Raw genomic sequence first — 21402 nt, forward strand, 5'->3', positions numbered from 1 at the left:
TACGAACCATTAAGCCTCGCAGAAGCGACATATTATCATTTAGTCTAAGTGTTTAAACAATTTCAATAAATCAATTAGTATATTCAATGAACCGGGGAAAACTCAGGATGTTTTTAGTGGTCTTTTTAGCCTTCTCAATGCACATGTCGTTATATAGCCAAAATAAAAGTATTTATAAAGACAGGACCCGATCTGAATCAGATCGGGTAGGAGACCTGATCAGGCAAATGACTTTAGCGGAAAAGATCGGGCAGATGAACCAGCTGAATTTTGAAAAAATAACTACGGGTATTGAGGAAAAGGTCAAAACAGGGGAGGTGGGTTCTTTATTAAATGTAACCAACCCGGTGGAAGTAAATAAGCTCCAGGAAATAGCGCTGAAACAAAGCCGGCTGGGCATTCCGTTAATTATCGGGCGCGATGTAATTCATGGCTTGCATACCATCTTTCCTATTCCATTAGGCCAGGCAGCTTCCTTTGACGATGAGCTGGTAAAAAACGCCGCCCATATAGCGGCCGTAGAGTCCCGTGAAAAGGGTATTAACTGGACTTTTGCGCCGATGCTGGACATCAGCCGCGATCCAAGATGGGGAAGGATCGCTGAAAGTTTGGGTGAAGATCCCTACCTGGCGGGGCGTTTAGGAGCAGCTATGGTGAGGGGATTCCAGGGTAATACATTATCGGATCCTACTTCTATTGCTGCTTGTTTAAAACATTTTGTTGGCTATGGCGCGGCCGAAGGCGGCAGGGATTATAATAGCACTAATATACCCATTCACCTGTTACGTAATGTTTACCTGGAGCCTTTCAGGAAATCAGTGGAAGCGGGCGCTGCTACCGTAATGACTTCTTTCAACGACAACGATGGTGTACCTGCTTCGGGAAACAGCTTTCTCCTGAAACAGGTGCTGCGGAAAGAATGGAAGTTTGATGGATTTGTGGTTTCAGACTGGGCATCTATGTCGGAGATGATCCCGCATGGTTTTGCTGCGGATAGAAAGGAAGTAGCTTCGCTTTCAGCCAATGCGGGGCTGGATATGGAGATGGTAAGCCAAACCTATATCCAGAACTTATCCCAATTGGTCAAAGAAGGAAAAGTACCCATTCAAACCATTGATGAACTGGTTAAAAATATTCTTCGCATCAAATTTCGCATGGGATTGTTTGAGAATCCTTTTGCGCCCATCGGTGACCCAGGCAAAACCTACTCGCAGGCGCATTTAGCCGCAGCAAGAGAAGCAGCTATTAAATCGGCGGTTTTATTAAAAAATAATAACCAGCTATTACCGCTTGACAAGGGTAAAAAGATTGCAGTGATTGGCCCTATGGCCGACGCACCGCATGACCAGATGGGCACCTGGGTTTTTGATGGACAGAAAGAACATACCATAACACCTGTCAAAGCTCTACAAACCGAATACACGCATATTAACTATGTATATGAACCCGCACTGGCATTCAGCAGGGATAAAAATAAAGCCCGTTTCGAAAAAGCGGTGGAGGCTGCAAAACAAGCCGATGTTGCGGTTGTTTTCCTGGGAGAGGAATCTATTCTCTCGGGCGAAGCGCATTCTTTATCCAATATTAATTTGATAGGCGTGCAATCAGATTTGCTGGCAGCGCTGCAGGCTGCTCATAAGCCGGTTGTACTGGTAGTGATGGCAGGCCGTCCATTAACGATTGAGCGGGATCTGCCCAATGCCGATGCGGTCTTATATAATTTTCATCCCGGTACCATGGGCGGGCCTGCTATTTTAGACCTGCTTTACGGGAAAGCTAATCCGGGTGGCAAATTACCCGTTACGTTTGTGCGCGAAGTAGGTCAGATCCCGATGTACTATAATCATAATAATACCGGCAGGCCAGGCCCTAAAAACCCAATGAAACTGGATGATATTCCACTGGAAGCCAAACAGAGCTCCCTGGGCAATAGTTCTTTCTACCTAGACTCGGGAAGAGACCCTCTTTTCCCGTTTGGCTATGGTCTTTCTTACACCAGCTTTGTGTATACAGACCTGAAACTTTCGGCGGATAAGATACAACCGGGGCAAAAACTGGCAGTGTCGGTAACATTAACCAATTCCGGTAAATATGAAGGCACTGAAATAGCACAATTATACGTCCAGGATATTGTTGGATCGATAGCCCGCCCGGTTAAAGAATTAAAAGGGTATCAAAAGATCAGTTTACAACCAGGGGAGTCAAAAAAAGTGATATTTGAATTGAGCGCCGGGGATTTGGCTTTCTACGGTTTAGATCTTATAAAGAAATCTGAAAAAGGATTGTTTAATGTATGGGTAGGAGGTAATAGCGACTCAGGGCTGAAATCTTCATTTTCTTTGCAATAATAGTACTTAACCCGGCATTGTATAGAAAATGTCCAATGACAAACGGAATCTACCATAATTTATAAGTGCATACGAAACGGGTTTCTGAAATGAATATATTTACCACCGTTTGAGAAATAAGCCAATGGTCGATCATAAATATTACGGTTTCTTGCTGCTTTGCATTTTAATAGCAGGGTTGCCCTGCCGCGCACAAAATGTAATCGGGAATCCTTCCATCATAAACTATTCAAAAAAATCATACAAAGGAGGTAACCAGAACTGGGATATTGACCAGGATGAAAGAGGCGTGATGTATTTTGCAAATAACAACGGACTGCTCACTTTTGACGGAGTTTATTGGCAAACCTATCAATTACCCAATGGAATTGCGTTGCGTTCCGTTATGGTTGCTAAAGACGGGAATATTTATGTTGGTGGTCAGGGGCAGATTGGCTATTTCAAAGCAGATGCACAGGGGAGGCTGGCTTATCACTCATTAAACCCGTTACTATCACCGGAGGACAATACTTTTACTGATGTCTGGAACATTTGTGAGAAAGATAACGCTGTTTTTTTTAGAATCAATTCAAAAATATTTGTCCTCAACAAGGGCAAGATAGAGGCCTATGCCAGTAATTATTGGTCTTTCCTGGGTGAAGCCGGAAAGGACATAATTGCCCATAACGCTAACCGGGGGCTTTTGATATTTGAGAATGGAAAGGATTGGAAGCCCCTACCTTTCGGGGACCGACTGCCGGCGGGCGCAGCAGTACGTTCTATCATACCATTTGGCACAGACTCTCTTCTGATTGCTACCCAGCAATTTGGTTTTTTTATTCTCGATCATAAAGGACTTAGTTCTTTTGGTACACCGTCCATCAGAGAAGTGGCAACTCAAAGCATCTACCAGGCACTTCAGTTGCCCGACAAAAACTTCCTGGTTGCTACCCGGCTGGGAGGCTGCTACGTGATTGATCGCAAGGGTCACTTACTTGAAAGAATTACTATCAATGAAGGGCTGCAAAGCCAGAACACCCTTTCTGTAAAAGCTGACCGGGAAGGTAATATCTGGCTAGGACTGGATAATGGCATAGACGTGGTGAATTATACCGATGCCATTAAACATATTTTCCCCGAAAAAGAAAATCATAACACCGGTTTCGCGGCTGCCGTATATCATCAGTATTTATACCTGGGCACTTCTGCTGGTGTGTATCGTACCCCCTTGTCAATGGAGCCCGACATTAGCAGAAACCAGGGCCGGTTTGAGCTTGTGAAAAATTCAAAAGGTGAAGTATGGGGGCTTTCAGTTGTTCACAATAAATTATTTATCGCACATGCTTCCGGCGCCTATTATGTTAATAATGGCGAGGCAGTTTTGATTGATAACAGTATAGGCTATTGGGGTTTTCAGCCCTATGGTAACTCAAAACAAATACTTGCCGGAACCTACAATAGTATCAGCTTCCTGGAGGAGGCAGGTAGTAAGATACAACGCAGCGCAGGCTTGATTTCCAGCGAATCGGCCAGGTTTGTAGTTCAGCACAATGGCGTAATCTGGATAGCGCATCCTTATAGAGGGGTCTTTCGTGTGGTACGCGATGCACAGGGGAAATTGGAAGCGAAACCCTATACAGATAAAGAAAGGGTGATCAGCAATAACAATAACCGGATATTTAAGATAGCGGGTAAGCTGATCCTGGCAGACGACAACGGCATTTTTGAGTATAATAGTAATAAAGATAAATTTATACGTTCGGTATATTTTGAGAAAATGTTTGGTAAAACCCTGGTCAATTACCTGCAGGAAGACCGGTATGAAAATATCTGGTTCACCCAGGGAAAGAAAATCGGCGTAGTTGATAAATCTTCTGGCTTCTCCCGCAAAACCTATTTTACTGAGCTGGAAGATAAGTTCACCTTTAATTTTGAACATATTAATGTTGTGGACAGCAATAATGTATTCATTGCTGCCGAAAAAGGTTTTTTTCATTTAAACCTCAGGTCTTATAACAATAAGAGAAAGAAGCCGGTAGTACATATCAGAAGCGTAAGAACCCGGATCAATGAAAACGATAGTTTACTGTATGGAGGGTATACAGACGGCACTGAAAGTCCTTTGATTCAATACAGTAAATCGGGCATTATGCTAAGCTTCAGTGCCCTTGAATATAGCCACCCGGATGACGTGGAATATAGCTATCAACTGGAGGGATTCGATCAGCAATGGTCTGCTTGGGGAGAAAAAACGGAAAAAGAATTCAGTAATCTTCCCGCAGGCAAGTATACATTCCGTGTAAAAAGCAGGATAGGAGGTGAAGAGTCAGCGCCGGCTGTGTATCATTTTATTATTCTTCCGCCCTGGTATCAAACCTGGTGGGCTATTGTTTTATACGTTTTTGCCGGAATCGGCTTATTGTGGCTACTCTTAAAATACCAGCGGCAACGTGATTTTAAAGAGCAGCAGAAAAAGTTACTGCAACAAAAGCGGGAGCACGAAGAAAAGCAGCGCACCCTTGAGTTGAGACATGAACTGGAAGTGCAGGAAAATGAAAAAAAGATTATCCAGCTTACAGCTGATAAGCTACAATCAGAGTTAGACCACCGCAATAAAGAGCTCGCCTCGTCCGCAATGAACCTGGTCAGGAAAATTGAAGTAATGTCCACTTTAAAAGAAAGCCTGCAGTCGTATAAAAACATGCCTGATACTGAAAAATCAGGAAAAGAGTTTCAAAAAATCATTAAGACAATTGATAAAGAATTAGATCAGCAACAGGAGTGGGAGCAGTTTGCTTTTCATTTTGATAAAGTGCATAATAATTATCTGCAGCATTTAAAAGACAGCTACCCTTCCTTATCTGCCAACGATCTCAAGCTTTGCGCTTACCTGAAATTGAATATATCTACCAAGGAAATCGCACAATTGATGAATATTTCCGTTCGTGGTGTTGAAACCGCCCGGTTCAGATTACGTAAAAAGTTCCTTCTGCCCGGCGATGTGCACCTGGCTGATTTTTTGATCCGTTTTGAAGGGCCAGCATGAATGGGCTACTCATCGGCTTCCTGTGTAAGGTTCAAAAATCAGAACTCATCCATAGGTTTCAGATTGATGGTGACGGAACCCGGCCTGCAGAATTTCGGCAAAGATGTTGATCCTGCTTTCTGATGAATAAAATACCAATGGTGTGCCCCTAAATAAAAAATACACATACAAAAAATTGATTTTCAATGCATTTTTTCTTACCTGAAGCATTTTTGACGTAGCTGATTTTTTGGAAAAGCATGAAACCTCCGGCAAATTTGTAGGCTCTAAATAGTCTTTAATCTTTTAGATGATTATACCATTTTAAACCTGAAGTTAAAAGACACTATAAAAAAGGTATCCACGGGATGCCATAAGAAAATCTAACGATATGATGATAAAGTTTGTCAGAGGACTGCTGCTGTTTACTACGAGTTGCTTATGGACTTCCTATTCAATGGGCCAGGGCTTTTTGAAAGCCGATGGTAAGAAGATAGTGGACGAAAGTGGCAAGGAAATTATTTTAAGGGGAATGGGATTAGGCGGCTGGATGTTACAGGAAGGCTATATGTATGGCTTAAGCGCTTTGGGACAACAATATCGTATCCGCGAAAAAATAGAAGCTTCCGTTGGTGCGGAAAAAGCAGAGCAGTTTTATGAGCGATGGCTGACAACACATACAACGCGGAAGGATATTGACGCATTGGCTGCTTTGGGATTTAATTCTATAAGGCTTCCCATGCATTATGCTTTATACACGCTACCCGTGGACAAGGAACCAATTGCTGGAAGCGATACCTGGCTGGAGAAAGGTTTTGCACTCACCGATAGTTTACTAAAGTGGTGTAGCGCCAACAAAATATACCTGATTCTCGATCTGCACGCAGCACCCGGCGGCCAGGGAAATGACCTTGCTATTTCGGACCGCGACCCATCAAAGCCCTCATTGTGGCAAAGTGAAGCTAACCAAAAAAAGACCATTGCTCTTTGGACCAAGCTGGCCGCACGTTATGCAAATGAGCCCTGGATGGGCGGATATGATATATTGAACGAAACCAACTGGGGATTCCAGGATGAAAAAGATACAAGAGGCACCAACGAGCAACAGAATATTCCTTTGAAAAAACTTTCGCAGGAGATTACCAGGGCCATAAGAGAAGTGGATAAAAGGCATTTGATTATTATAGAAGGAAATGGTTTTGGAAACAACTACAAGGGTATGCTTCCGCCATGGGATGATAACATGGCCTTAAGTTTTCATAAGTATGGAAATTTTAATACGGTGAACACCATTCAGCATTTCCTGGACCTGAGAGATCAGTACAATATTCCTTTATGGCTGGGCGAATCCGGTGAAAATTCTAATACCTGGTTCAGAGAGGCTATAAAACTATGTGAGGATAATGGGATTGGATGGGCCTGGTGGCAGCATAAAAAGATGAACATTAATAATCCCTTTGAAATAAAAAAGCCCGAGGATTATAACAGGTTGCTGGCTGATTGGTCGGGTAAAGGGCCGAGGCTGTCTAAAGAGGAAGCCTGGAATATCCTGGAAGAATGGCTGTACAATACCAGGTTGGAAAACAATATTTTTCACGCAGATGTTGCCGATGCCATGTTCAGGCAGGTACAATTTAATACGGCTGTACCTTTTAAAAAGCATGTATTAAATAACGGTGCAACCACTATTCAAGCGGTGGATTTTGATATGGGGCCGCAGCGGGTAGCCTATTTTGACAGGGATACCGCAAGCTACCATTATACACCGGGCGTTAATACAGCCGGTAACCGCGGATGGACATACCGCAATGACGGTGTTGATATCAAAATGGAAAATAATGAGCCCTATATTTTTCATATACAGGATGGCGAATGGCTTCAATACACTATTTCTGTAAAAGCCGGCGGCAATTATCAATTTGCTTTTCGTACCAGGTCTGATAGTACAGGAGGGTCTTTAACCATCCTGGATAATGAAAAAAAACTAACCGGGGTTGTACTTCCGGTTACCAATCCGAAAAAATGGACCCGCACGCAAAGCACACCGGTACGATTAACAAAAGGCATGCACCGGTTAAAAATATATGCAGACAAAGGCGGATTTGAGTGGGTTGATTTCAGCATCTCCGAGCCATTGAAACAAAAATAATTGGCTTCGTTGGATCGGTACCTTTTAAAATTCTTAAATAAATTGTATGAATTACAAACGGAATATAGCTGCTTTTAGTGTAATTGCATTAGTTTCTATTTATGCCCAATGCAATAAGTCTGGCAGTCCGGGTGCCGGTGCACCACTGCCTTCGTTTGAATCAGATGGCTCTTTAGCGGTTTGGGTAACCAAGGCTGATTCATCAGTATTATTAAAAAAAGTAAATACCATCCGGTTTTCGCCAGGAACTGCAACTACTGCAGCTATACAGGTAGACAGTAGCCAGGCATTTCAGGGAATAGATGGTTTTGGATACACATTAACCGGGGGTAGTGCTACCTTGATCAACCAGCTTAGTGCTCCTGTAAAAGCTGCTTTGCTGCAGGAGCTTTTTGGTAATGATGAAAATAGCATTAGTATTAGCTACCTGCGGGTGAGTGTTGGCGCTTCTGATCTGGATCCGGCAGCTTTTAGCTATAATGATCTGCCTGCGGGTCAAACCGATGTGCAGCAGGATCAATTCAGCATTGCTCCCGATAAAAAAGACCTGGTACCGGTATTGAAAAGCATCCTGGCTATTAATCCCAAAATAAAAATACTGGCATCGCCCTGGAGCCCGCCAGCCTGGATGAAGGATAATGGCGCTACCAAGGGAGGAAGCCTTAAACGGGAATATCATGCATCCTATGCTCAATATTTTGTAAAGTATATACAGGCAATGAAAGCAGAGGGGATTGCTATAGATGCCCTAACTATCCAGAATGAGCCTTTGCATCCGGGAAATAATCCAAGCTTATTAATGCTCGCAGATCAGCAAAGAGATTTTATCAAAGAAGCCCTGGGACCCGCTTTTAAAGCTGCTGATATCAAAACAAAAATTATTTTATACGACCATAACCTCGACAGACCAGATTATCCCATCAGTATACTCAATGATCCGGAGGCCAAAAAATATATTGATGGTTCGGCCTTTCACCTCTATGCAGGTAATGTAAATGCGATGAGCCAGGTGTATAATGCCCATCCTGATAAGCGCCTCTACTTTACAGAGCAATGGACAGGCTCTACAGGCAATTTCAATGGCGACCTGAAATGGCATGTTAAAAATGTGGTTATAGGTACTATGAAAAACTGGAGCCGGGTGGCCCTTGAATGGAACCTGGCCAGCGACCCGGCTTACAGGCCCCATACACCAGGTGGTTGTACACAATGCAAAGGCGCCTTAACCATTAATGGAAACCAGGTAAACAGGAATGTGGGTTATTATATTATTGCACATGCATCCAAATTTATACCGGATGGATCGCGGCGCGTTTCGAGCACCGAGCTTGACGGCTTATCAAATGTTGCATTTGTAACTCCGCAGGGTAAGAAAGTGCTGCTGGTACTTAATGAGCAAAATATGGATAAAGCTTTTAACATCAATTTTAATGGTCAACAGGCTTCCTATACCATCACTGCCAATACGGTGGCCACCATAGTGTGGTAACATATCACTACTCAACTTTTATTACATCAGCAATAAATATTCTTTTAATGAGCAAATGGATCTCACTATGTACCGTCTTTGTATGCCTGGCTGCAAATGCACAACAGGCGCCGCTGTCCGAAAGAACGGTTACTATTTTCACAACAGCGGAAAATTCTAAAGAAAGGATTACTAAAACCGCTTCTGGCAAAGGATTTTCGCCCATGGAGCAGCCTAAAGAAACAGAGGTTTGCATTTTTGTAGACCCTTCTAAAACCTTTCAAAAATTTGCAGGTATCGGAGGCGCTATTACCGATGCTTCTGCAGAGACCTTTGCCAAACTCTCAAAAGATAAGCAGCAGGAATTGTTGACAGCCTATTACGATTTAAACAATGGAATCGGTTATTCGCTGGCAAGAACCAATATCAATAGTTGTGATTTTTCCAGCGACATGTATACCTATGTAAAAGATAACGATATAACGTTGAAGAGTTTTGATATCACGCATGACAAGCAGTTTAAAATCCCGATGATCCAACAAGCTATATCAGCTGCCGGTGGCCAGCTTAATTTATATGTAAGTCCCTGGAGTCCCCCCGCCTGGATGAAAGACAATAATAATATGCTTACAGGAGGTAAACTGCTGAAACAATATTATCAGTCCTGGGCCAACTATTATATAAAATACATTAACGCGTTAAAGCAGGAGGGTGTGCCGGTTTGGGGTCTTTCCGTACAGAACGAACCTATGGCAACACAGCGCTGGGAAAGCTGTATTTACACGGCTGAAGATGAAGCGGCTTTTATCAAAACAGCCCTGGGACCCGCTTTGCAAAAAGCCGGTATGAGCGATAAAAAACTGATTATTTGGGATCACAACCGGGACCTGATGTACCAGCGCGCCAGCGTTACTTTAAAAGATCCGGCCGTTGCTAAGTATGTTTGGGGTATTGGATTTCACTGGTACGAAACCTGGACGGGTAGTGATATGATGTTTGACAACCTGAAAAGGACAGCCGAAGCCTTTCCCACCAAGAACCTGATATTTACCGAGGGTTGTAAAGAAAAGTTTTCTATGGATAGCATCCATAACTGGAGCCTGGGAGAGCGGTATGGTATTTCCATGATCAATGACTTTAATGCAGGTACGGTTGCCTGGACAGACTGGAATATACTCCTGGATGAAAACGGCGGCCCCAATCATGTGGGTAATTTTTGCTTTGCACCGGTACATGCCCATACTAAAAACAATGAGCTGATTTATACCAGTGCCTACTATTATATCGGTCATTTCTCGAAGTTTATTCGTCCCGGGGCCCAACGTGTTATAGCGGCAGCCAACCGAACCAACCTGTTAACCACCGCATTCAAAAATCCTGACGGAACCATTGCTGTCATTGTTATGAATAAAGGCAATGAAGCATTAACCTATAATTTATGGATGGCCAATCATGCGGTTGCGGTGCAGTCGCCCGCACATTCTATTCAAACAATTATCCTGTAGTATGAAGAAATGGTTAGTCTTCTTTGCAACTTATCTTTTTTGCTTTCACAACTTTGGCGCAAATGCAGGTACTATTGAGATCTTTATTAACCAGGTAGCCTATGAACAAAATGGATATAAAACGGGCATTATCAAAACAGGCAGCCCGGTTAAAAGCCGTACCCATTTTGAATTGCTTGAAAAGAGCAGCCGGAAATTGGTGTTTAGCGGTTTATTACCAGCCTCAGAACAGGTAAAAGATTGGTCTGTTAATGATTGGTATACTGTTGCCGATTTTTCTGCTTTCAAAACGCCGGGGACTTATTGCCTGGTAGTGAGGCTTGATGGTAACGTGGACAGTTCTTGTCATTTTTCCATTCAGCGTAATGCGCTGCCCGCTATAGGCATACCCGCTATACTACAGTTCTTCCAGGGCCAGAGAGCCAACTCCCCCGAAGAACTGGGAGCCGATCGGCATGTACTTTTGTACGGATCAGATAAAAGGGTGGATCTCAGGGGCGGCTGGTGTGATGCTTCGGGCGATGTCAGCAAATACTTCTCTCACCTGGCTTATACCAATTTTATGCTACCCCAGCAAATACCGATGGTGACCTGGTCATTTATAAATACTGCAGAGCAGCTGCCGGATTTTATACAGAAGGCCGGCATAGAAGACGCATTTAAGGACGAAGCTTTATATGGCGCTGATTATTTACTACAATCGCTTGCCGAAGAGGGATATTTTTATATGACACTGTTTTCTTACTTCAAAAAGGACCCCGAAGAAAGAAGGGTAGTGGGCCTTTTGGCCGATAGTAAAACCACCTCCGATTACCAGTGTGCATGGCGAGAGGGGGCCGGGATGGCCATAGCAGCCCTGGCGAGAATATCCAGGTGGAACAAGAATAGAGATTATACTTCCGCTCAATATCTTGCCGGAGCAGAAAGAGCATTTGCGCATGTAGCCGTAAACAACTTAAAGTATGCAGATGATGGTAAAGACAATATCATCGATGATTATTGTGCGCTCATGGCTTCCAGTGAGCTCTGGATGGCTACCGGCAAGCCAATTTATCAGGCAGAAGCAAGACAAAGAGCTGCCAACCTGAACAAGCGCTTGTCCCCCACGGGCTACTTTATAGCCGATGATAAAAACAGACCTTTCTGGCACGCCGCTGATGCGGGTTTGCCGGTTGTGGCATTGGTACGTTACCTGGATATTGAAAACGATGCGAACCTGCGGAATCGTGCATTGGCAACCATTAAAAGGGCAGTAGACTATAACCTGAAGGTAACGGAGGCTACAGTCAATCCCTTCGGTTATGCCCGTCAGCATTTCAGTTCAGGTGGTGTTGTCCGATCAGGCTTTTTTATCCCGCACGACAATGAGAGCGGATGGTGGTGGCAGGGCGAGGATGCCCGGCTGGCATCACTTACAGCGGCGATGATTGCGGGCGGTCGCCTGGTGTACCCCGCTAACAATGAATGGGGCGCTCAAGCTGAGATTGTAAAGTATGCATTCAACCAGGTATCGTGGATACTCGGGAAAAATCCTTATGGAATGTGTATGATGTATGGCTATGGTCATAAAAATGTGCCTTATATGGCGTCGATGTATGGCCACGGCTCAGGCAAAGGCGGCATATCAAACGGAATCACTGGCAAAGACGGTAACGCCGATGGAACAGGCATCGATTTTAAAGTAGCGGATAATGGAAACGAATGGCGATGGAGCGAGCAATGGATCCCGCATACCGGCTGGTTTTTGCAGGCTGTTACTGCTTTAGCGCCGCGTGAAAAATAATGGCATTTCTTGTCAAACAAAACTTAAATAAATGAAGACATTGCTTGCCTTTCTCTTATGGGGCCTGTTGCTGGCGGAAATAAAAGAGGCTCCGCCAGCGCCTCCCGTCAAAGCCAAAGTCCTGGTACTAACCGAGCGTGGCGGTGGTCATGAGGGCTTTGTTGCTGCCGCTTTAGAATGGTTAAAATCATTTTCTGAAAAAAACAGGTTGGAGCTGAAGGTGATCAACCATCCGCGCGAAATAGAAAATGACTCTTTAAATGCCTATCAGCTTTTTATACAACTCAATTATCCACCGTATAACTGGACACCTAAAACAATGGCTGCTTTTGAAAGGTATATCGACCAGGGCCAGGGGGCATGGATCGGTTTTCATCATGCCACTTTGCTGGGAGAATTTGATGGCTATCCTATGTGGAATTGGTTCTCTGATTTCATGGGCGGCATCCGCTTCAAATCCTATATAGCCCAAAAAGCTACCGGCAATGTAATAATAGAAGCTGCCCGTCACCCCGTGATGAAAGGATTACCCCATATGTTCTCCATCCCGGACGATGAGTGGTATATATTTGATAAAAATCCACGACCTAATGTTAGAGTGTTGGCAACGGTAGATGAGTCCAGCTATCAACCCGCATCCGATATAAAAATGGGTGATCATCCGGTCATCTGGAGTAATAGTAAAAAGAAAGCTAAAAATGTTTATTTTCTGATAGGCCATAGCGCTTCGCTGGTCGCCACACCGGCTTTTACACAAATGTTTGCTAATGCTATCCGGTGGGGATTAAAGAAATAAACCATTCCCCTTTTGCAGACCGCAACCAATTATCCATTCAATTTAAATATAAACATCAAAATGAAAACAAGAATTTCATGGATTGTAACGATTGCTTTGGTAAGCGTTTCGATTATTGCAGAAGCGCAACGGTATCCTCGTTTTAAAGTACTGGCTTTTTACAATAAGCATGTGGAGCGCGCTCATGTTGAATTTGCAGACGATGCTATTAAATTCTTCAAGGGATTGACCATCGGTAATGGCTTTGTATTTGATACCACCAGCCGTATGTCCGATCTTACTGAGGAAAAGATCAAAGACTACCAGCTGCTGATGATGATCAACGATTTTCCCCATAGTACTGAACAAAGGAAGGCGTTCGAAAGGTATATGGAAAATGGTGGTGGATGGTTAGGCTTCCATGTAGCTGCTTATAATGACCGCAGCACTAACTGGCCCTGGTTTGTAAACTTCCTGGGAGGAAGTGTATTTAACCGTAACAGCTGGCCTCCCTTACCAGCCAAACTGGTGATAGAAGACACTAAACATCCGGTAACAAAAGCGTTGCCGCCGACTTTTATTGCTCCGCTGAACGAATGGTACCAATGGAAACCCAGCCCACGTGACAACAAAAAAGTAAAAGTATTGGCCAGCTTATCTGTTGACAATTATCCTTTGGGGCTCAAAGATATTTTGCCGGATGGAGACACCCCGGTAGTATGGACCAATACCGATTACCGCATGATCTACCTCAACATGGGGCATGGTGACAATATTTTCTCTGATGCTACCCAAAACAAATTAATTATCGATGCTTTTCGATGGGTGGTAGCCAACGATAAAAAGGGAGATCCATTTAAAAAGTAGAACCATGACGCATACAACTCCTTCTTCGGGCAGGGTCTTCTCCATCGACATCATGCGGGGCATAACGCTCTGCCTGATGCTATTTGTTAATGATCTGTTTGAACCGGGTGTACCAGCCTGGATGGTTCATACCAAAGCTGAAACAGATGGCATGGGATTAGCGGACTGGGTATTTCCCGGCTTCCTTTTTATGGCCGGGCTTTCCATTCCCTATGCTATGGCCGCCAGAAAGAAAAAAGGAGATAGCTCATTCAAATTACTGTTACATGTATTGTTTCGCTCCGCCAGTTTATTGATCATCGGCATTTTAATGTTGAATGGCAGCAGGGTTAATGAAGCGTTAACAGGCATGCCCGAGCTATTATGGAAAGTGTTGATGTATATGGGGGTATTCCTGGTATGGAACGCTTATCCCCGAAAGAAAGGTTTACGACCCCTGTTTGTAGTACTGCAATTACTCGGACTCACCTTATTAATTTACCTGGTATTTATTTTTAAAGCTGGCTCTCCTGAAGATGTGAGATGGCTGGAAACCGGATGGTGGGGTATCCTGGGACTCATTGGTTGGGGGTATCTTACTGCGGCATTAGTGTATTTGTTAATCGCAGATCGGCTGTCTTTCGCGGTGCTATCATGGATGTTGTTTGTGATTTTAAATATGCTGTCTCAAGCAGGTATATTTCATATAGGTGGTCTCGCAGGTCGGATATTGGGTGTGGTGCTTAATGGCAACGTTCCTTCTATTGTACTGGCCGGTTTAACCATTGGCATATTAATCAAACAACAAAAGGAACAAAAGAACCAGTTATTAAAATGGCTCATACTTACGGGAACTCTGTCACTTATCGGCGGTTTTGTACTCCGCAATTGGTTTATTATTTCCAAGATCTATGGTACGCCCAGTTGGGCCATGCTTTGCAATAGCATTAGCATACTGTTATTTACCCTTGTATATTATTGTACGGATATATTGAATAAGGTAAAGTGGGCCTGGCTTTTTAATATTGCCGGAAGAAATTCGCTAACGACTTACCTGGCCCCGGATCTTATATATTTTGCCTGCTGGGGTTGGAGCATTCCACTGTTTTTCTACAAACAAAACCAAAGTATGATATTGGCTGTTGGTGGTTCGGTTGCCTGGACTATTGTAATGGTGTTGTTGGCTCATGCATTGTCCAGGATTTATATAAAGCTAAAATTATAATAAGTCGGCTTTTATATATTTACAATAACCGGTAAGAAAAAGCCGTTGCTGATAGTTAGTGCGTGTTTGGCTGATCGCCCGCAAGGCAAATAAGGTAATGTGCACCACCAATCGAATTATTTAATCCCGGGCCAGGTAAACCCTCTACCTGAAAACAATATGCTTTGTCTGTATTAAATTAGGTTTCCTTGTTTTTTATCTACACCTGAACCCATCTACTGTTTATCAGCTAACAACTTCAACCGGCAGGATACCCCGATAGGTTAAGTAAACAACCGCGTATTCTCGTAAAATGATATAGGCGTAGTTAAAAAAGTGCACATATTACATTATGTAATTGATAATCAATAATTAAATTTTCCGTTAACGTATTTTTAACGTAGTGCTTTTTTTGGAATCAGTCCCTTGGAAAACCAAATTTGTACCTGACTTTTAACGATAATGCTTTGTCAGAAACTGTTGATGCCAACGCTTCCTTCCTGATGATCCGTTTAACGGCAGGAAGAGGATGGTTGCCATATGCAGTAATGCTTGCACAATAATTTTTATATGAAAAGGATAATACCGATATGATCCGGCAAGGAGAAATTAAAGCCGGTAGATAATTGCTTGTTTAAAGTTCCGAATTCATAACCTGGAAGTAAGGCCTGAGCACCCGATCAGGTGCCGGTTATCACCAAAAGCGAAGCGCCATGCTGTCACTTATGCTGCTGGATAGGAACTACCATTAATAAACCAAAATTGAGAAAATGAGAAAAAAACAAAAATGAATTGCCCTTCCGATGAACCACCGGTCTGCATAGTCCAGATCGTTTGCATTGCTTAAGCTAAACTTTTTAACAAAAAAATGTAAAGAATCACTTTACAAGTACAAACACAGGAAATTATGTTTTATAAGGTGTATGCTGATTTAAAAAAGCGAAAAACAAAAAGAACGCCCCATGTGTTCTTTCGGATTTTTCTTCCAACGCTGCTGCTATTTACAGTTGCCTCCTGTATGCAGGAGGTACATGCTAAAAACGGAGTGATCAAAATAAACGGCGGACCCATTCCGCCTTCGGTATCCAAAATCAACCTTAAAACAACCTTTCGGTTACTGGATATAGTAGGGCGCGTTACTGATACTTCGGGTATTGCATTGAGCGACGTTACAGTAACTGTTAAAGATACCCGTATAGGTACAGCCACCAATTCTTCGGGACAGTATTCGTTATCTGATGTTAACGAAACTGCCACCCTGGTATTTTCTTATGTAGGCTATACCAGCCAGGAAATACCCGTTGAGGGTAGGAATCGTATTGATGTGGTCATGCGAACGGTGGAGGACAGTTTAAATGCGGTGATCATTAATGTAGGTTATGGGCGTCAGCGCAGAGAGTTTTTAACCTCTTCTGTAAGTACCGTATCGGGCGCCGAGCTGGTTAAAGCACCCGTGCCCAATATCAGTACAGCATTAAAGGGCCAGCTGGCCGGCCTGGTAGCCATCCAGAGCTCAGGTAAACCGGGTTCGGATGGAGCTTCTTTAAATATTCGCGGTACGGGTACCTATACCGGCCAAACAGCCCCCCTCATAATGGTGGATGGAATTGCCAGGGATACCTACGATGATATTGATCCTAATGAAGTGGAAACAATCAGCATTTTAAAAGATGCTGCCGCAACATCTGTTTTTGGTGTAAGAGGGGCTAACGGTGTTATTCTCATTACTACCAAACGTGGCCAAAACAGTACATCGCCCTCCATTAACTTTACGGGCCAAACCGCACGTTCCTCTTTTACTAATTTACCACGCTTTGTTAATTCTTATGAATATGCCACCTTATTGAATGAACAGGCATTGGGCGATTATTGGGTAAAGCACGCAAAGGACCCGGATATAAAAACCTGGGAGGACTTTGTCAGGAAACGTGACGCCAACTGGCGCAGCGATGGGGCAATCAATTTTACTGACAATGACCTTCGCTATTTTCAAAATGCCCATACACCCACTTTAGCAAACGGAGAACGTAATCCCTGGTATGACCCTTACTTTCACCCCGATACGGACTGGAAGAAAATGCTGTTCAGAGACGCTACCAGCACATCCCAGGCTAATGTAAACATGCGGGGAGGGAGTAAGGCCATGCGGTATTTTGTGTCGTTAGGCTACTTAAGCCAGGATGGGTTGTTCCGTACCGACTATATGGCCTATGATAAAGACATGCAATTTAACAAGAAGCGTTATAACCTGCGTGGGAACCTGGACTTTGATGTTACTGAAGATTTTAAGATCGAACTCAACCTGGGTACACAGTTTGTAACCATCGGCGGAATGGATAATGACGCTTATATCTGGGAGAAAAGAATTCTATGGGCTTTCCCTATGAGCTCACCCGGTTTGGTAAATGGCAAATACGTGGTTCCGCTTAGCGCTAATGGCGACGACCGTTATAATCCGATGTATGCCACTGAGAATTCAAATTATTGGAACAAAACGAATAACAGTATTTTAAATTCTGCCATCAATGCTACTTACAAGCTCGATAAAATCACTCCGGGTTTGCAGGTTCGTGTAATAGGTTCTTACGATAGTTATTTTGCCAGCAGAAGTTATGGTCGCTACCTGCCTTTATTATATGATATGCGTCCCAATCCGAATGGCGATCCGCTCGATCCTATTTTATCCCAGCGTAATGAACTACAGCCGCCCAGCATCAACGCCGATTTCTTCCTGGGTAAATGGCGTAAAATGTATCTAGAAGGAACCATCAATTATAACCGGAGCTTCGGCAAACATGCGGTTGCCGGTATGCTACTGGCCAACAGGGAAAAACGCTTCGATCCCAACCTGCAGTTTCAATTACCCGCAGGTTACCAGGGTACTACAGGGAGATTGGGCTATAATTATAATGGCAAGTATCTTTTTGAATATGCCGTTACTTATAACGGATCTGAAAATTTTCCTGAAGGTAAACGTTATGGATTATTTCCTTCTTATTCCGGGTCGTGGATCATAAGCAACGAAAAATTCTACCAGAAAAATGATATACTCAATTTCCTGAAATTGCGCGGATCTTATGGAGAAGTAGGTAATGACCGTATTGGAGGAGCCCGGTACCTGTATTTACCCGATACCTGGAAAAACAATACAGGATATACTTTTGGCGATCGTAATACAGCGCGTTATATCAATGGGGTAGATGAAGCTGCATTAGGAAATCCGAATGTAACCTGGGAAGTATCAAAAGAAATAAACCTGGCGCTGGATACCCGTTTTTTCAGGAGTAAGCTCTCGGTAACCTACGAATATTTTATAAGAAACCGTTCGAATATCCTTTCTTACAGGGGAACCGTTCCCGCTATTGTTGCAGCAAACCTGCCTCCTTATAACCTGGGTAAAGTAAAGAGCTGGGGACATAACTTCGAAGTGCGTTACAATGAAAATATTGGCGAATTCAACTTCTTTTTAAATGCCAATGGCGCTATACAGCGAAATGAAATCATTTATCGTGATGAAGCTGTATTTCCCGGCCTGGAATACCAGGCTTCCACAGGCAGGCCTAATGGCCAGCAGCTATTGCTAACAGCTGATGGTTTGTACACTTCCTGGTCGCAGTTGTATGCCATTGACGGTAATGGAAATCCTATTCTTTCTCAACCTGTGCGCGCATTAAAAGATGGTAATCCGTATACAGATATCAACGGTAACCCGGTGTATATAAAAGACCTGGGCTATGGCGGGCGTGCTTTACAGCCCGGTGATATTCGTCTTATCGACGTGAACGGCGATGGACTCATCAATGAAAAAGACCGCGTAAGGCAGGGATATTCAACTGCTCCTGTTTATAGCTATGGAGTAACGCTAGGTTTCCGTGTGAAAGGATTTGATGTGTCAGCCCTTTTCGCGGGCATGGCGGGCGTAGCCAGGGGCGCTATGAACACCTATCACTTCGACAAGCAGCAGGCGCTGTTTGAGGTAGATATGTACCGCTTCAGCCTGGATCGTTACAACAGCGGTGAAAAGATACTTTTTCCATCGCCCAGCTATGATAAAGGCGCTTCCGGATTTGGCGCCGAGAATGCTGGCAACACTTATTTCCTGGTCAATACTTCTTATACACGGCTACAAAATATGACTATCGGTTACACGCTTACAAAAGCTTTTATGACGCGTTTAGGTGTGAAATCGGCCCGTATTTATATAAACGGAGACAATCTGTACACCTGGTCAAAGGCAAAGATCTGGGGGGACCCGGAAAATCTCGGGAACCAGGGCTACCCCCTGTACAAGACTTATAACATGGGTATCAACCTGAATTTCTAAAAGAGTAAAAGTCCTGTCAAAAAAAAGATTGTCTGATTTTTAAACTTAGCAAATGAAACGAAATATATATAATCCGCACAACAATTTTATAAACAAAGGTAGTTGGGGTATTACTTCCGGATCGGGTGATTTACCGGTGAAAATGAAAGCGAAACACCTGCTTTGGGCAGCAGTTATTGTGATAAGCGCTTCCTTAATGTCTGTAAGCTGCAATAAAGATTTCCTGGAGAAACCCAATGGAGGGACGTTTACTGTTGATACCGTATTCAGTACCCAGATTAATGCGGACATGGCAGTTGCCCGCATGTATAATCTTTGTATCCCCTCCTGGTTTCCCCGCGATAATGGTAACGAAATGCCGCGCCCGGATATGTTAACCGATGCCGTTTATTATATCTATCCAACCTATAGTTGGGTAGGATTAACGAATAATGCAGCGGCTTATACCACCGGTAACCAAACTGCCGATGGAAATGTGGACCGGGGCGGCTTTGGCAGCCACTACTCGGGAATTCGCCAGGCCAATATTATTTTAAAAAAGATTGACGAAGTAAACGATGCTTCCCAGTTATGGAAGGACCAGGTAAAGGGGCAGGCTTTATTTTGTCGTGCCTTCCAGCACTTTGAGCTGTTTCGCCAATATGGTGGTATCCCCATTGTTGTAGAACCGCTGGATGGTACCAAGCAACTGGATGTACGTCGAAGTGCTGTAAAAACAGTAACGGATAGTATTGTAAGCTGGTGCGATAAAGCTGCTGCTTTACTACCGGCTACCTGGGGACCTGCAGACTTTGGCCGCGTAACCAGTGTTGCAGCTAAAGCGCTTAAAGCGCGTATGTTATTATACGTGGCCAGCCCGTTATACAATACGCCTTCAAATATGGCGGCTGAAATTGCAGAAGCCCGTTATGGAGATGGCCGGGATTCAGTGCTGGCTTATCCTAATTATGATAAGGAACGGTGGAAGCTTGCAGCTGATGCATCAAAAGATGTGATTGATGCGGCTGTTGCTGCCGGCGGCGCATTATACCAGACCGGCAAGGCCGAAACCACACCCAGAACTGATAATTTCGAGGGATTGGGTGATTACGAGGCTGTGTTTAATGTATATGCCAACAGCGAGTTGATCCTGGTAAACACCGCTCACATGTGGGTTGCTAATAACGGGTGGTTATTTGGCAAATACCTGATGTCCAAAGTAAGAATGGGGGCCTGGGCGGTTAAAAATAATGTACCCATAGAATTTGCCCAATTATATGAAAAAAGAGATGGTACCAAATGGACCATACCATTAACCGCAACCGGCAACGACTTTACCACCTGGATCCAGGAACAAAATTTGGATCCTCGGTTTTATCAGACATTTACCTATGATGGCATGTGGTACAATAGCCAGATCGGTACCATTCCATACTATATAGGCGACGGTGGTAAATCACCCACTACAGATTACGGGCGTAGTGATGCAGGTGAAGATGGTTATGCGCTGGAAACCTATAAATATGTAGCACGTATCAACAACCGCGATGATCGCAATTTCGCCTGGACCATTTTTCGCCTGGCAGAATTTTACCTGAACTATGCCGAAGCGATGAATGAGTATGCAGGTCCAGCCGGGCTACCGACTACCTATCTGAACATGATCCGCAAAAGAGCTGGCATGCCCGACAAAAATCCCTCAACTGTAGAAGCTTTCAGGGAAGCCATACAAAACGAGAGATCTGTTGAATTATCTTATGAGGGACACCGGTTGAATGATTTGCAACGCTGGTTAAAAGCTTATGCTACCCTCAACGTAGCCTTACACGGTTTTCAAACCAGGGCTAACAATAGCTCGGGTACGCTGCAACGCAACTGGAAGATCGTTTCATTTATGAACAGGGTTTGGCCTAAAAAGTACTATTACCTCCCTTTCCCTAATGCACAGGTTAGTAATAATTATCTGGGAGACGGCGCATCCTGGCTGGGACAAAACCCCGGTTGGTAACCCGTAAAC

The 21402-nt window shown here is 43.8% G+C and carries 11 protein-coding genes; all 11 read left to right on the forward strand.

Annotated features, from left to right (window positions below):
• Window positions 1-86: 86 nt before the first annotated feature.
• The 11 genes from U0035_RS01740 (at window position 87) to U0035_RS01790 (ending at window position 21393) form a co-directional block, all read left to right on the forward strand.
• The gene (locus U0035_RS01740; RefSeq protein WP_114793257.1) at window positions 87-2348 is read left to right on the forward strand and encodes a glycoside hydrolase family 3 N-terminal domain-containing protein; all 2262 of its coding nucleotides are present in this window, start codon (window positions 87-89) and stop codon (window positions 2346-2348) included.
• 124 nt (window positions 2349-2472) lie between these two features.
• Window positions 2473-5373, forward strand: coding sequence for a triple tyrosine motif-containing protein (locus U0035_RS01745; RefSeq protein WP_114793256.1), 2901 nt, complete (start codon window positions 2473-2475; stop codon window positions 5371-5373).
• A 370-nt stretch (window positions 5374-5743) separates the two neighbouring features.
• On the forward strand, window positions 5744-7501 hold the full coding sequence (locus U0035_RS01750) for a cellulase family glycosylhydrolase (RefSeq protein WP_245957852.1): 1758 nt from the start codon (window positions 5744-5746) through the stop codon (window positions 7499-7501).
• Between the two features lie 46 nt (window positions 7502-7547).
• Complete coding sequence (locus U0035_RS01755) at window positions 7548-8990, forward strand: glycoside hydrolase family 30 protein (protein WP_114793255.1); 1443 nt, start codon at window positions 7548-7550, stop codon at window positions 8988-8990.
• Window positions 8991-9037: 47 nt separating this feature from the next.
• On the forward strand, window positions 9038-10474 hold the full coding sequence (locus tag U0035_RS01760; protein WP_114793254.1) for a glycoside hydrolase family 30 protein: 1437 nt from the start codon (window positions 9038-9040) through the stop codon (window positions 10472-10474).
• Between the two features lies 1 nt (window position 10475).
• Window positions 10476-12257, forward strand: coding sequence for a glycoside hydrolase family 9 protein (locus U0035_RS01765; RefSeq protein ID WP_114793253.1), 1782 nt, complete (start codon window positions 10476-10478; stop codon window positions 12255-12257).
• A gap of 31 nt (window positions 12258-12288) precedes the next feature.
• The gene (locus U0035_RS01770; RefSeq protein WP_114793252.1) at window positions 12289-13053 is read left to right on the forward strand and encodes a ThuA domain-containing protein; all 765 of its coding nucleotides are present in this window, start codon (window positions 12289-12291) and stop codon (window positions 13051-13053) included.
• Between the two features lie 60 nt (window positions 13054-13113).
• Entirely contained in the window at window positions 13114-13899 is a 786-nt protein-coding gene (locus U0035_RS01775) for a ThuA domain-containing protein (RefSeq protein ID WP_114793251.1), read from the forward strand.
• 4 nt (window positions 13900-13903) lie between these two features.
• A complete protein-coding gene (locus tag U0035_RS01780) occupies window positions 13904-15103 on the forward strand; it encodes a DUF5009 domain-containing protein (protein WP_114793250.1) in 1200 nt (399 codons plus the stop codon).
• A gap of 886 nt (window positions 15104-15989) precedes the next feature.
• Entirely contained in the window at window positions 15990-19406 is a 3417-nt protein-coding gene (locus tag U0035_RS01785) for a SusC/RagA family TonB-linked outer membrane protein (protein WP_114793249.1), read from the forward strand.
• Between the two features lie 52 nt (window positions 19407-19458).
• On the forward strand, window positions 19459-21393 hold the full coding sequence (locus U0035_RS01790; RefSeq protein ID WP_245957851.1) for a RagB/SusD family nutrient uptake outer membrane protein: 1935 nt from the start codon (window positions 19459-19461) through the stop codon (window positions 21391-21393).
• Window positions 21394-21402: the final 9 nt, after the last annotated feature.

This window comes from Niabella yanshanensis (assembly GCF_034424215.1).
GTDB lineage: Bacteria > Bacteroidota > Bacteroidia > Chitinophagales > Chitinophagaceae > Niabella > Niabella yanshanensis.

What these genes read in the sequence shown, in the direction of transcription:
- U0035_RS01740 (WP_114793257.1), top strand. Translation starts at nt 87, where the DNA reads ATGAACCGGGGAAAACTCAGGATGTTTTTAGTGGTCTTTTTAGCCTTC.
- U0035_RS01745 (WP_114793256.1), top strand. Translation starts at nt 2,473, where the DNA reads ATGGTCGATCATAAATATTACGGTTTCTTGCTGCTTTGCATTTTAATA.
- U0035_RS01750 (WP_245957852.1), top strand. Translation starts at nt 5,744, where the DNA reads ATGATGATAAAGTTTGTCAGAGGACTGCTGCTGTTTACTACGAGTTGC.
- U0035_RS01755 (WP_114793255.1), top strand. Translation starts at nt 7,548, where the DNA reads ATGAATTACAAACGGAATATAGCTGCTTTTAGTGTAATTGCATTAGTT.
- U0035_RS01760 (WP_114793254.1), top strand. Translation starts at nt 9,038, where the DNA reads ATGAGCAAATGGATCTCACTATGTACCGTCTTTGTATGCCTGGCTGCA.
- U0035_RS01765 (WP_114793253.1), top strand. Translation starts at nt 10,476, where the DNA reads ATGAAGAAATGGTTAGTCTTCTTTGCAACTTATCTTTTTTGCTTTCAC.
- U0035_RS01770 (WP_114793252.1), top strand. Translation starts at nt 12,289, where the DNA reads ATGAAGACATTGCTTGCCTTTCTCTTATGGGGCCTGTTGCTGGCGGAA.
- U0035_RS01775 (WP_114793251.1), top strand. Translation starts at nt 13,114, where the DNA reads ATGAAAACAAGAATTTCATGGATTGTAACGATTGCTTTGGTAAGCGTT.
- U0035_RS01780 (WP_114793250.1), top strand. Translation starts at nt 13,904, where the DNA reads ATGACGCATACAACTCCTTCTTCGGGCAGGGTCTTCTCCATCGACATC.
- U0035_RS01785 (WP_114793249.1), top strand. Translation starts at nt 15,990, where the DNA reads ATGTTTTATAAGGTGTATGCTGATTTAAAAAAGCGAAAAACAAAAAGA.
- U0035_RS01790 (WP_245957851.1), top strand. Translation starts at nt 19,459, where the DNA reads ATGAAACGAAATATATATAATCCGCACAACAATTTTATAAACAAAGGT.